This window comes from Streptomyces sp. CO7 (assembly GCF_053474865.1).
Map to the genome: position 1 here is coordinate 506,713 of NZ_JBRIOU010000005.1, position 12,463 is coordinate 519,175.

Consider the following 12,463-nt stretch of genomic DNA (forward strand, 5'->3'; position numbering starts at 1 on the left):
GGATGGTCCCGCCCCCGCCGGGGGGCCCGCCTGGCCGGTGCCTGCCGGGTCCGCGCCTGCCGGGGCAGCGCCCGCCGGGTCCGCGCCTGCCGGGGCAGCGCCCGCCGGCTCCGCGTCCGCGCCGGACGCCGTGGTCACCGCTGCGCCCGGAGGCAGTCGCGCAACTGGTCGCGCAGCCAGGTGTAGGAGGCCTTCGGGGTGCGGGTCCGCTCGGGGGAGTCGAAGTCGACGTGGACCAGGCCGAAGCGCTGCCGGTAGCCCTCGGCCCACTCGAAGTTGTCCAGCAGCGACCAGACGAAGTACCCGCGCACGTCCACTCCCGCCTCCAGGGCCCGGTGCAGGGCGCGCAGGTGGGCGTCCAGGTAGGCGATCCGGTCCTGGTCGTCGAGACCCGGGTAGGAGCAGCCGTTCTCGGTGACCATGACGGGCGGCAGCCGGTCGCCGTAGCGGTCGCGCAGCCCGGTGAGGACCTCGGTCAGCCCCTCGGGCACCACCGGCCACCCGAAGTCGGTCCGGGGGCGGCCCTCGATCTCGTGCACGGAGAAGGGCATCTCCGGCGGCACGTCGAGGGTGCCGTAGGCGCTCGGCCCGCCGGTGGGCGCGCCGACCAGGGAAGGCGCGTAGTAGTTGACGCCGTACCAGTCGAGCCGCTCCGAGACGATCTCCAGGTCGGCCTCCGCGCCGTCCGGCATCAGCTCGGCGACACCCTCCGGGTAGCGCCCCAGCAGGAGCGGGTCGGAGAACACGCGGTTCATCAGGACGTCGTAGAAGTCGGCGGCGGCCAGGTCCTCCTTCCCCTCCGAGAACGGCCAGGTCGGCGCGTGCGAGACGGCGATCCCGACGTCGTCGGCCCCCGCCGCGCGCAGGGCGCGCACCGCGAGGCCGTGGGCGAGGAGCTGGTGGTGCGCCACGGGCAGCGCCTCGAACAGCATCCTGCGGCCCGGCGCGTGCACGCCGAGGGCGTGGCCGAGGAAGGTGTGCTCGGCGGGCTCGTTGACGGTGATCCAGGTCCGCACCCGGTCGCCGAGCCGGGCCGCCACGCGCTCCACGTAGGCGGCGAACCGGGCGGCGGTGTCCCGCTCCCGCCAGTCCAGCGCGGCGGGCAGGTCCCAGTGGAACAGCGTCGGCACGGGGCGGACGCCGGCCGCGAGCAGGTCGTCCACCAGGCGGTCGTAGTAGGCGAGCCCGCCGGGGGAGTCGACGCGCGGCCAGGAGACGGAGAACCGGTAGGCGTCGAGGCCGAGCCCGGCGAGGAGCTCCACGTCCTCGCGGTGGCGGTGGAAGCTGTCGCAGGCGACGGCGGCGGTGGAGCCGTCCGCGATGCTGCCGGGGAGCGCCTCGAAGACGTCCCACACGGACCGCTCGCGCAGGTCCGCGGCGCCTTCGATCTGGTGGGCGGAGGTGGACGCGCCCCAGAGGAAACCGGGCGGGAACGGCGGAAGCGGGTCGGCTGCCATGGGCGGATCCTCCTCACCCGGCGGTGAGAAGGTCAACACCCGTGCGCGGCACGGTCCTTGCGTACCGCACCTGGCTGTCGGCGCGGGCGCCCGGACCCGGCGCCCCGGGGACCGGGGGAAGGGCCCGTGCAGAGGGGCCGGTGGGGTCAGAGCCGTGTGCCTTCGGCGAGGGCGCGCGCGGTGAGGTCGCGTTGAGCGGGGGTCAGGTCGTGTTCGCCGGCCTCCACCACCGGGGAGCCGTCCACCGCGATCTCGTAGCGGAAGCCGTCCCGGACGGGCGACCCGGCCCCGGACGGTCCCGCCCCCTCGGTCACGGCCGCCGCGGCCAGCCGGTGCCACTCCTCCGCGTCGGCCAGCCCGTCCGTGTCCACCAGCGCGCGGCGGACCAACCCGGCGAACCCGCCCGAACGTGTCACTTCGATACGCATGGCACCTGTCTAGCGCATCCGGGCCCGCGCCGCGGCCGGTCCCTGGAACCGTCACGCGACGCGGGTGGAGCCGTCACGCCTCGCGGCTGAGGACGCCGACCTCCTGCCAGGCCTTCTCGACCGCCTGGGCCTCCGCCCCCTCGCCGAACCGCGTCGCCGCGGCCTTCAGCGTGAGGCGCGCGAAGTCCGCGAACTCCGCGTCCGCCTTGAGGTCGCCGCCGGTGAGGACGTCGTACCAGACCTGCCCCGCCCTCTCCCAGGCGTGGCCGCCCAGCGCGGTGGCGGCGAGGTAGAACGCCCGGTTGGGGATGCCGGAGTTGATGTGCACACCGCCGTTGTCCTGGCGGGTGTCCACGTAGTCGTCCATGGACCCCGGCTGCGGGTCCTTGCCGAGGACGTCGTCGTCGTACGCGGTGCCCGGCTCCTTCATGGAGCGCAGCGCCTTGCCGGTCACCCGCGGCCCGAGCAGCCCGGCGCCCACCAGCCAGTCGGCCTCCGCCGCCGTCTCGCCCTTCGTGTGCTGCTTGATCAGCGAGCCGAAGACGTCGGAGAGCGACTCGTTGAGCGCCCCGGACTGGCCGTAGTACTCGAGGTTGGCGGTGTACTGGGTGACGCCGTGCGTGAGCTCGTGGCCGATCACGTCGATGGGGATGGTGAAGTCCAGGAACACCTCGCCGTCGCCGTCCCCGAAGACCATCTGCTCGCCGTTCCAGAAGGCGTTGTCGTACTCCACGCCGTAGTGGACGGTGGCGTCCAGGGGCAGGCCGCTGCCGTCGATGGAGTCGCGGCCGTACACCTTCAGGAACAGGTCGAAGGTGGCGCCGAGTCCCGCGTAGGCGCGGTTGACGCTGGCGTCCCGGCCGGGCTCCTGGCCCTCGCCGCGGACCTTGGTGCCGGGGAGGGTCTCGCGCTTCTTCGCGTCGTAGATCGTGCGGTGCGGCTTGCCGTCCTCGGCGGCCTCCGGACGGGCGAGGACCCGGGCGCCGGCCACCGTGTTGAGGCGGCGGCGGGTGCGCTCCAGGGAGTCCCGCTCCCTCGTGCGGCGAGCCCGGCCGGAGACCAGCTCGTCGGAGTGCCGGGAGAGGGTGTCGAGGATGTGTGGGGGGATGATCGTGCAGAAGACCCGGTTTGTGCTCATACCTCCCCATGGTCGCGAGGAGTGACGAAAAAGTCACTAGCGGTGACGACAAGTGATCCAACATCGCCGCCGATGACCGGCTCTGCCGCTCGTCTTGTGGTCTCGGGCACCTTTTGCCCGATTGATCGCAGGAGTCCCGCATACTGATACGCGACCGCGCATCGTGGCGTGGCTCGGTTAGGCTGCGGCACATCATGCGGTACTGGCTGCTCCTCCTTAGCTGCCGCGGCGAGGGTCTGTAAGTCGCTTGGCCGACCCCCTCCCCGCGGTGTCCGGCGTTGCTGCCGACAGTCGGCCGTCCTCCAGGACCTACGTCCACCGGACACCCAAGGAGCCGAATCCGTCATGGTGAACCGCCAGAAGCCCTCCTCGATGCCGATCAGCAAGTACGGGCGTTACGACCAGGTCGACATCCCCGACCGCACCTGGCCCGACCAGCGCATCACCGTCGCCCCCCGCTGGCTCTCGACCGACCTGCGCGACGGCAACCAGGCCCTGATCGACCCGATGTCCCCCGCGCGCAAGCGCGCCATGTTCGACCTGCTGGTCCGCATGGGATACAAGGAGATCGAGGTCGGCTTCCCCGCCTCCGGCCAGACGGACTTCGACTTCGTCCGCTCCATCGTCGAGGACGAGAGCGCCATCCCCGAGGACGTCACCATCTCGGTGCTGACCCAGGCCCGCGAGGACCTGATCGAGCGCACCGTGGAGTCCCTGAAGGGCGCCCGCCGGGCCACCGTCCACCTGTACAACGCCACCGCCCCGGTCTTCCGCCGGGTCGTCTTCCGCGGCTCCAAGGACGACATCCGGCAGATCGCCGTCGACGGCACCCGCCTGGTCATGGAGTACGCCGAGAAGCTGCTGGGCGACGAGACGCAGTTCGGCTACCAGTACAGCCCGGAGATCTTCACCGACACCGAGCTGGACTTCGCGCTGGAGGTCTGCGAGTCCGTCATGGACGTCTGGCAGCCCGGCCCGGACCGCGAGATCATCCTCAACCTGCCCGCCACCGTGGAGCGTTCGACGCCGTCCACGCACGCCGACCGGTTCGAGTGGATGCACCGCAACCTCTCCCGCCGCGAGTTCGTCGTCCTGTCCGCGCACCCGCACAACGACCGCGGCACCGCCGTCGCCGCCGCCGAACTGGCCGTGATGGCCGGCGCCGACCGCGTCGAGGGCTGCCTGTTCGGCCAGGGCGAGCGCACCGGCAACGTCGACCTGGTGACGCTGGGCATGAACCTCTTCTCGCAGGGCGTCGACCCGCAGATCGACTTCTCGGACATCGACGAGATCCGCCGCACCTGGGAGTACTGCAACCAGATGGAGGTCCACCCGCGCCACCCGTACGTGGGCGACCTGGTCTACACGTCCTTCTCCGGCTCCCACCAGGACGCCATCAAGAAGGGCTTCGACGCCATGGAGGCCGACGCGGCCGCCAGGGGCGTCACGGTGGACGACCTGGAGTGGGCGGTCCCGTACCTGCCGATCGACCCCAAGGACGTCGGCCGCTCCTACGAGGCGGTCATCCGGGTCAACTCGCAGTCCGGCAAGGGCGGCGTGGCGTACGTCCTGAAGAACGACCACAAGCTGGACCTGCCCCGGCGGATGCAGATCGAGTTCTCGAAGATCATCCAGGCGAAGACCGACGCCGAGGGCGGCGAGATCACGCCGAAGAACATCTGGGAGATCTTCCAGGACGAGTACCTGCCCAACCCGCAGAACCCGTGGGGCCGCATCCAGGTCGAGACCGGCCAGTCCACCACCGACCAGGACGGCGTCGACACGCTGACCGTGCGCTGCACGGTCGACGGCGAGCCGACGGTGCTGACCGGTACCGGCAACGGTCCGATCTCGGCCTTCTTCGACGCCCTGCAGAACATCGGCGTCGACGTACGCCTGCTGGACTACCAGGAGCACACGATGAGCGAGGGCGCCTCCGCGCAGGCCGCCTCGTACATCGAGTGCGCCGTCGGCGACAAGGTCCTGTGGGGCATCGGCATCGACCCCAACACGACGCGTGCCTCGCTGAAGGCGGTCGTCTCCGCCGTCAACCGCGCGGCCCGCTGATCACTCCGCCCGGCCCGGCCGGCCGGGCGGCTTCCCGGGGCCCGCTCGCCGTCCACCGGCGGGCGGGCCCCGGCGCATTCCGGCCACTTGGCGCGGATGATCACGGATTGGTCTCCTCCAGGGTGCTGACGCGGCCTCGGTGGTGTGGCTAACATCACGCCGAGCGCGACGATGGTGCCGCGGCTTACCCGTACGGAGGTGCGACGTGCTGCCAGGGAGCGGACGAGACGGCGGACGGCGCCCCGCGCGCGCACTGCGGATGGTGGGCCTGCGCACCAGCTGGACCGAGGCCGGCGAGGGCGAGTTCTTCTGCCCCGGCTGCGGCGGCGACCGCAACTACCAGCGCCTGCACGGCCAGGTGCGGCTCACCGTGCTCGGCGTCCCGCTGGCCGGGCGCGGCGAGACCGGACCGGTCGTCGCGTGCTCCTCCTGCGCCGCGCGGTACGGCGCCGAGGTCCTGGACCACCCCACCACCGCGCGCTTCTCCACCATGCTGCGGGACGCCGTGCGGACCGTCGCGCTGGCGGTCCTGGCGACCGGCGGCGCCGGCTCCCGGACCGCCCTGGAGGCCGCCGCCGAGGGAGTGCGGGCGGCGGGCTTCGACGACTGCACCGCCGACGAACTCGCCCTGCTGGTCCGCGTCGTCGACGACGAGGACGCCTCGCGCTCCCTGGGGCGCCCCTGCGAGGCGGCGATCGCTCTCGAGCTGCACGAGGCGCTGGGGCCGCTCGCCCCGCACCTCGCGCCGCTCGGACGCGAATCGATTCTCCTGCAGGCCGCCCGCGTCGCCCTCGCGGACGGCCCCTACCGCCCCGTCGAGCGCGCCGCGCTCACCACGGTGGGCGCGGCGCTGGCCCTCCCCGACGCGGACGTCTCCCGCCTCCTGGAGTCCGCCCGCACGCCGTCCTGAGCGCTACGGGAGCGACCGCGGGTACGCCTTGTCCCGGTCGGAGTCGTAGACCAGCTCCCCGGCGGCGTCGTACCCCTTGATGCGCGGCAGGGCGGTGGGCTCACGCTCGAGCTCACCGGCCGCCACGAACCAGCCGTCGTCCAGCGCCGCCTCCTCGGTCCCGCCGCCGTACTCGACGGTGACCCGGTCGACCGACGGCATCACCGTGCCGACGGCGCCCCACCGGAAGGGCAGCTTCCAGTCGACTTCGGGGTCGCCGCCCTGGGGGAGGAGCACCGACGAGTTGACGTCCGGCGCCACCGGGAACGGGCCGGCAGCGCGGCCGGCGCCGCCACCAGCGTCCCCCGCGTGTCGGCGCGGGCCCCCTCGTCCCCGCCGGCCCGCTCGGGCACCGCCGCGGTCAGCGACTCCGGCACGCGGCGCTTGCGGAACCGGTCGCTGTTGCAGCTGACCAGGATCCGCCGGACGTACGCCTCCGGGCTGTCCGCGCGCAGCACGCGCCGCCAGGAGCGGTACGCCTTGGCGAGCGCGGTCTGCGTCAGGTCCTCGGCCAGGTGCCGGTCGCCGGTCAGCAGGTACGCGGTCCGCACCAGACGGGGCCACCGGGCCCGCACGAACTCCTGGAACCGGTCCTCCAGTTCGGTCTGCATCAAGACCTCCTCACCCCACTGACCGCGGCCGCGCCCGATCAGGTTGCCCGACCCGCCCGGCGTGGTTCGATGAGGGCATGACGGACGGGTGGGAGAGCTGGCCGGAGGACGGGCCCGGAGTGGTGCGGCTGCCCTCGGGGCGCCTGGTGCGCGGCCGGGGGCTGCGGGACCCGCTGCCGCCGGGGCCCGCGCCGGAGTTCGGGCTGTACCTGCAGGCCCGGCGCGCCCCCGAGGTGCCGTGGGAGGCGCGGCTGCTGCGGTGGCCGGACTTCCGGCTGCCGGCCGACCGGGAGGAGGCCCGGTCGGCGCTGGCCGAGGTGTGGCGGGCCGCCGCCGGCCGCCGCGTGGAGGTCGCCTGCGGCGGCGGGCGCGGACGCACCGGGACGGCGCTGGCGTGCCTCGCCGTCCTCGACGGGGTGGACCCCGCCGAGGCGGTGGCCTGGGTGCGCCGCCACTACCACCCACGCGCCGTGGAGACCCCCTGGCAGCGGCGGTACGTGCGGAGGTTCAGCGCCCCGGGACCGGTGGCGTGAGGTCCAGCCGCATGACCAGGCGGTCCTGGCCGGGGCCGAAGTAGTCCGGCCGCAGGCCGCCGTCGGGTTCCTCGCAGACGAAGCCGAGCGAGCGGTACAGCAGGACCGCCGCGCTGTTGGCCGGCTCCACGGTGAGCCGGACCACGCCGATCCCGTCGTCCCCCAGCAGCAGGAGGACCTCGCGCATCAGGTCGCGGCCCAGCCCCCGCCCGCGTCGGTCGCGGGTGACGCACAGGCCGAGGATCCAGCAGTCCTGGCTGAGCGTGTCGGTCCCGGCCAGCACGTAGCCGTGCAGGCGGCCGGAACCGTCGTCCAGGACCAGGAAGTGCCGCTGGTAGAGATCGAAGAGCTGGCGGAGAAGAAATGCGGGGTAGGCGAACTGGCCGAAGATCTCGTGGTCGAGACGGCGCAGTTCGGGAAGATCCGTTTCCTCCGCGCGTCGGAGGACCAGCTCCGTGGGGGCGGAGGGAAGGGCCTCCGTGTATGCGGTCATGCGGGCGCACCACCTTCGATCGGGTGAATCCGGTGCGCGGGCGGCCGGCTCTCGCCGGTGGGGGTGTGAGAAGCCTTCCCCTCAAGTACCTTTCCATGCGCGCTCGTTGAGCAGGGGGTAGGGGCGCGCGGGGGAGGCCAACTTTGCTATCTTGACGAGGCGTTGGGGGTTCGGCAGGGGTCTGGCGTTGGTATTTTCTAGAAATGGCCCTCAATTCTGAAGCACCATGGGACCAGTTCTGCCCAAATGATTATGTGAAGCGGAACTACGCCTCCCCACTTGACGTCGACAAGAAGATCGTCCGCCTGGTCGGCAAGCATTTCACCGATCATTTCGGCGAGCGTCGCCAAGGGCCGGTGAAGGGGGTCGACGTGGGCGCGGGCGCCAATCTCTACCCGGCGCTGTGCATGCTGCCCTGGTGCTCGGAGATCACTCTCCTGGAGAAGGGCCCGAAGAACCTCGACTACCTGCACGGACAGGTCAACGGTGGCCTCGACACCGCCTGGGACGCCTTCTGGGACGAACTCGCCCTCACCTACGACCCCTACAAGGCGGTGCACGGCGAGCGGCACGAGAAGCTCCGTGGGGTGGCCGAGCCCCGCGAGGGTGACCTCCTCCAGCTGGGCGGCTCCACCGAACGCTGGGGAATGGGCGCGATGTTCTTCGTCGCGGAGTCCATGTCCAGCTCGGGCGAGGAGTTCCGGACAGCTGTCAAGCACTTCCTGGGCGTTCTCGAGCCCGGAGCCCCGTTCGCCGCCGCCTTCATGCTGAAGTCGAAGGGCTACGAGGTCGGCGCCTACGACTACCCGGCGTACTCGGTCGACCGCGACGAGGTCGGCAAGGCACTGGAGCCGCTGGTGCAGGAGAACGTCACCTACCACGAGCTGGACTTCGTCCTGCGGGAGGGCCACGAGGGCATGCTCCTGGCGCTCGGGTTCCGCAGGACCGGGTGAACCGCAGGACCGACTGAAGGAGCCGGGCGGGACACCGCCCGGTTGATCTGTTGTGAGGGGTACGGGGAATGCAGATCAAACCGCGCCAGCACCTGCTGGACATCTGGCGGGCCATCGCCCGCCACTCGTTCCGCGACGGGGGCAAGTTCGCCTGGGGCGAGCTCGGCGGAGTCAGCTCCGTCGCGGACGCCGAGCGGCTGCTCTGCCTGCTCTACCCCGCGACGGAGATCCCCTCCTTCCGCCTCGACCAGCCCGACACCACCGAACGGGACGTCCTGCGGGCCCTGGAACCGGTCGGCACCCGTCTGGAGATCCCGGCCAACATCGTCGGCGTCCTCGCCGACTTCATGCAGAAGCACACCGGCCCCGACGGCGAGCCCAGCTTCGCAGGAGGGCACTACTTCCGCCCCCGCAGGCCCGAGGACAAGGTCACCGAGGAGCAGCGCCGGTGGGGCGTCGTGGACTCCTACTCCATGTCCATCACGCTCTGCCTGGCCGCGCTGGGCTTCCTCAAGGTCTACGAGGACACCACCGCCCGCAGCGACGTGCGGCAGGCCGTGGAGGACCTCAGAGAGGCCACCCGCGCCCGGCTGACCGCCGCCATGGTCAGCCTGCTGCGGTCCTTCAGCGTCAACGTCTTCCAGCCGGAGTCCGACCAGGGCAAGCGGCTGATCCAGCTCATCGGCCAGGGCCGCCAGTCCGACCGCGCGGTCATCCAGCAGTTCTCCCGCCGCTTCAAGGCCCTGCGGGCCACCATCGGCGAGAGCCTGGTCCTCGGCATCGAGGTCGAGGAGATGCTGCGCGACGACAACCAGCTCTTCGAGTGCGGCTGGGCCTGGGGCATCGTCCGCGACGCCCCCGCGATCGTCGACCTCGCCGAGCCGCCGGTCGGCCAGCCCCAGGGCTCCGCGGACAACCTGCCCTACGTGTACTTCACCGTCATCGCCCTCGACGGCATCCAGGACCTCTTCTCCGAGCGCACCCTCACCCTCGGCCTGCTCGACGCCGACCAGCAGAAGCTCGCCGAGGCGCTGCGCCTGCGGTGGGAAATCAGCCAGCAGTACTGGTCCGGCATCGCCCGCTTCGGCGAGAACCGCTGGCCGCTGGAGGACCTCCCCTGGCGCACCACCGGCCTCCAGCTGGAGTCCGAGTACTTCTCCCTCACCGTCGCGGCCATCCTCGTGCACGACCTGGTGCGCCGCCGCGCCACCGACGACGACCTCACCCGCACCGTCACCATCATGGAGCGGCTCGCCGAACGCGGCCGCGTCACCAGCCGGCTCGCCTTCGACGACCCCTACGTCCACCTGCACAGCCCCGGCGCCACGCTGCCCCTCTCCGGTGCGGGCAAGAACGGCCAGCCGCCGCTGCTGTGGCGGATGACCGACTTCTCCGCCCACCTCCTCAAGCGGACCGTGCAGCTGGCCGAGCTGTCCCGCAACCTCGGCAGCCAGGACCGGCTGCTGCGGCTCGCCGAGCAGATCTACGAGCACCTGTGGGCCCGCCGCATCGAGGACGGTGAGGGCACCGGCCTGTGGGACGACGTCGCGGGCGCCTACCCGGAGCTCGAGGGCATCCCCTCCCGGCTCTCCTGGTCGGTCACCGAGCGCGTCACCGAGTGCCTGGTCGCCGCCCGCCAGCTCTACCACCAGGACCCCATCCGCAGCGCCGACCTCGCCGAGCTCTCCCGGCACCTGCTCAGCGAGGCCACCCACCTCTTCGGAAAGGAACAGCTGGAGGCCGCCCCGACCGACGACGGCGGCCGCGGCCGGGCCATGCGCTCCATCGAGGCCCGCCTCGACCGGGCGCGCGACCTGGTCGACCGGCAGCCCGCCACCGCCTTCGCCCTGGCCCTGCCGGTGCTCCGGGAACTCGACACGCTGGCCCAGGCCAGGGGCGCCGCCGCCCAGGAGGTGTGAGCCGTGCTCGTCTTCGCCGCCTCCGACAAGGGAGGCACCGGCCGCTCGGTGACCAGCGCCAACCTGGCCTACCAGCGCGCCCTGCTCGGCGACCACGTCGCGTACGTGGACTTCGACTTCGGCTCGCCCACCGCCGCCGCCGTCTTCGACGTGCCCGGAGCGATCCGCGGCATCCAGGAGAACGGCCTGCACTCCTACCTCGAGGGCGAGACCAACGAACCCGCGAAGATCGACGTCTGGCGGCAGACCGAGCACCCCGTGCTGCGCAACCGGCCCAACCAGGCGGGCCGGCTGGTGCTCTTCCCCGGCAACATCAGCGGCGGCGAGTTCGCCACCGACGACGACACCCTGGAACGCTGCGTCGACCTGCTGCTGCGGCTCAACACCGAGTTCGACCTGATCGTGGTCGACCTCAGCGCCGGCCGCAGCTACGCCATGGACATGGTCCTCGCGGCCACCGCGCACCCCCGGATGCGGCACGTGCCCTTCCGCTGGCTGGTCTTCCACCGCTGGACCCGCCAGCACGTCATCGCCGCCGCCGGCCTCGTCCACAAGGACCACGGCATCCTCGACTGCGGCGCGGGCCACGGCCACGACAAGGAGGCGCTGCGCGGCCACATCCGCTTCGTGCGCGCCGCCGTGCCCGACCCCGAGTCGCCCCTGTGGTCCCAGGTCACCCCCGCGCAGGCCGCCTGGATGCAGGCCTGCGACGAGGCGCTGCGCCGCCTCGCCTCCGACAACCGCATCGGCGACAGCGTCGTCCTCGGGATCGTGCCGCTCGAACCCATCCTGCAGTGGCGCGAGCAGCTGATCACCGAGGAGGACGTCCTCTCCAAGCAGATCGCCAACAAGGAGACCCTCGAGGCGCTGGAGGAGATCGCCCGCCGCCTCACCGACGACGCTCACTGGGGGCGGCCATGACGGAAGCAGTGTTCCGCGAGACCGCCGCCGAACCACGCACCCAGGCGGTGCCGCTCGCCCACCTGTCACTGGAGCTGGGCCACCTCTACATGGAGGACTTCGAAGCCGGCCCCGAGCGCCTGCGCCGCCACTTCGCCCAGGTCGCGCACTGGGCCGAGGCGGTACGCGGCAGCACCGCCGCCGCGACCGGCAAGCGTCCCCGGATCTCCACCTGCTTCCTCATCGACGACTACTTCACCCGCTTCTCCACCCCCCGCGAACTCATCCCCGTGCTCCTGCAGGAAGCGGAGCGGGCCGGGCTGGGCGTCGACTACCTGGCCCGCGAGTCCGGCTGCGCCGAGGCCGACGGGGCGCAGGTCGCCGAGGCGGTCGCCGGACGCCTCGTGGAGTCCCCGCCGCCCGGCGCCTACGGGGCCCGCCCGCCCGCCGGGCAGTCCGGCTGGCTCGCCAACGGCGAACGCAGCCCCGTCGCCCGCACCCCGCAGGCCATGAAGAAGGCGATCCCCTGGCAGGCGCCCCGGGAGACCGCCGCCCGGCAGCACTCCGTCTTCCTCGACGTCGAGCTGTGGAGCGAGCGCCCCGGCGGCGGGAAGCTGTGGTCCTGCCCCTTCCTCGCCGCCGTCTGGCAGCTCGCCCGGCTCGGCCTGCTGCGCCACGAGGGCCAGGCCGTCCTCACCCCCCGCCTGCACGAGGGGCCGTTCCCCGACGACTGGGACGAGATGCCGCCCCTGCTGCAACTCCAGCCGCGGGCGGCCCCGTTCGCCGCCTACCGCACCTGCTCGGTGCTGCCCAACCGGTTCCTGCCGGTCGAGCACGCGGTCCGCGTCATCCTCGACCAGACCGAGGTCGACCCCGGCGCGCTCCAGCAGGTCGCCGCGCGCTCCGCGGGGGAGGGCGCCGCCGTCCCTGCCTCGGTGGCCGACCGGATCTCCTACGTCTTCTACGCGGGGCAGTGAGATGCGGCGGGGGCATGGGCAGGCACACAGGGGGGTGA

The 12,463-nt window shown here is 72.3% G+C and carries 13 protein-coding genes; 7 read left to right on the forward strand and 6 right to left on the reverse strand.

The window, feature by feature from the left end:
* Positions 1-134: 134 nt before the first annotated feature.
* From ACOV8S_RS20785 to ACOV8S_RS20795, 3 genes are all read right to left on the reverse strand, one after another.
* The gene (locus tag ACOV8S_RS20785) at positions 135-1,457 is read right to left on the reverse strand and encodes a GH1 family beta-glucosidase (protein WP_448319299.1); all 1,323 of its coding nucleotides are present in this window, start codon (positions 1,455-1,457) and stop codon (positions 135-137) included.
* A 146-nt stretch (positions 1,458-1,603) separates the two neighbouring features.
* Positions 1,604-1,885: a protealysin inhibitor emfourin gene (locus tag ACOV8S_RS20790; protein ID WP_448319300.1), complete on the reverse strand. Its 282-nt coding sequence runs from the start codon at positions 1,883-1,885 to the stop codon at positions 1,604-1,606.
* Positions 1,886-1,958: 73 nt separating this feature from the next.
* Positions 1,959-3,023: a M4 family metallopeptidase gene (locus ACOV8S_RS20795; protein ID WP_448319302.1), complete on the reverse strand. Its 1,065-nt coding sequence runs from the start codon at positions 3,021-3,023 to the stop codon at positions 1,959-1,961.
* Between the two features lie 345 nt (positions 3,024-3,368).
* On the opposite strand from ACOV8S_RS20795, the gene leuA reads away from it, so the two are divergent.
* Positions 3,369-5,090, forward strand: coding sequence for a 2-isopropylmalate synthase (gene leuA / locus ACOV8S_RS20800; RefSeq protein ID WP_448319303.1), 1,722 nt, complete (start codon positions 3,369-3,371; stop codon positions 5,088-5,090).
* Between the two features lie 205 nt (positions 5,091-5,295).
* Positions 5,296-6,000, forward strand: coding sequence for a TerB family tellurite resistance protein (locus ACOV8S_RS20805; RefSeq protein WP_448319305.1), 705 nt, complete (start codon positions 5,296-5,298; stop codon positions 5,998-6,000).
* A 3-nt stretch (positions 6,001-6,003) separates the two neighbouring features.
* On the opposite strand, the gene ACOV8S_RS20810 is transcribed toward ACOV8S_RS20805, so the two are convergent.
* Positions 6,004-6,201, reverse strand: coding sequence for a hypothetical protein (locus tag ACOV8S_RS20810; protein WP_448319307.1), 198 nt, complete (start codon positions 6,199-6,201; stop codon positions 6,004-6,006).
* Positions 6,201-6,650, reverse strand: coding sequence for a sigma factor (locus tag ACOV8S_RS20815; RefSeq protein ID WP_448319309.1), 450 nt, complete (start codon positions 6,648-6,650; stop codon positions 6,201-6,203). The genes ACOV8S_RS20810 and ACOV8S_RS20815 overlap by 1 nt, the downstream gene beginning before the upstream one ends.
* A gap of 77 nt (positions 6,651-6,727) precedes the next feature.
* On the opposite strand from ACOV8S_RS20815, the gene ACOV8S_RS20820 reads away from it, so the two are divergent.
* Positions 6,728-7,183, forward strand: a complete 456-nt coding sequence (locus tag ACOV8S_RS20820; RefSeq protein WP_448319310.1) for a protein-tyrosine phosphatase family protein — start codon at positions 6,728-6,730, stop codon at positions 7,181-7,183.
* On the opposite strand, the gene ACOV8S_RS20825 is transcribed toward ACOV8S_RS20820, so the two are convergent.
* Entirely contained in the window at positions 7,158-7,676 is a 519-nt protein-coding gene (locus ACOV8S_RS20825) for a GNAT family N-acetyltransferase (RefSeq protein WP_448319311.1), read from the reverse strand. The genes ACOV8S_RS20820 and ACOV8S_RS20825 overlap by 26 nt on opposite strands.
* Before the next feature lie 203 nt (positions 7,677-7,879).
* On the opposite strand from ACOV8S_RS20825, the gene ACOV8S_RS20830 reads away from it, so the two are divergent.
* The 4 genes from ACOV8S_RS20830 (at position 7,880) to ACOV8S_RS20845 (ending at position 12,425) form a co-directional block, all read left to right on the forward strand.
* Positions 7,880-8,629: an SCO2525 family SAM-dependent methyltransferase gene (locus ACOV8S_RS20830; protein ID WP_448319313.1), complete on the forward strand. Its 750-nt coding sequence runs from the start codon at positions 7,880-7,882 to the stop codon at positions 8,627-8,629.
* Positions 8,630-8,697: 68 nt separating this feature from the next.
* The gene (locus ACOV8S_RS20835; protein ID WP_448319314.1) at positions 8,698-10,548 is read left to right on the forward strand and encodes an SCO2524 family protein; all 1,851 of its coding nucleotides are present in this window, start codon (positions 8,698-8,700) and stop codon (positions 10,546-10,548) included.
* Positions 10,549-10,551: 3 nt separating this feature from the next.
* Entirely contained in the window at positions 10,552-11,469 is a 918-nt protein-coding gene (locus ACOV8S_RS20840; RefSeq protein WP_448319315.1) for an SCO2523 family variant P-loop protein, read from the forward strand.
* A complete protein-coding gene (locus ACOV8S_RS20845; RefSeq protein WP_448319316.1) occupies positions 11,466-12,425 on the forward strand; it encodes an SCO2522 family protein in 960 nt (319 codons plus the stop codon). The genes ACOV8S_RS20840 and ACOV8S_RS20845 overlap by 4 nt, the downstream gene beginning before the upstream one ends.
* The last annotated feature ends 38 nt before the right edge of the window (positions 12,426-12,463 follow it).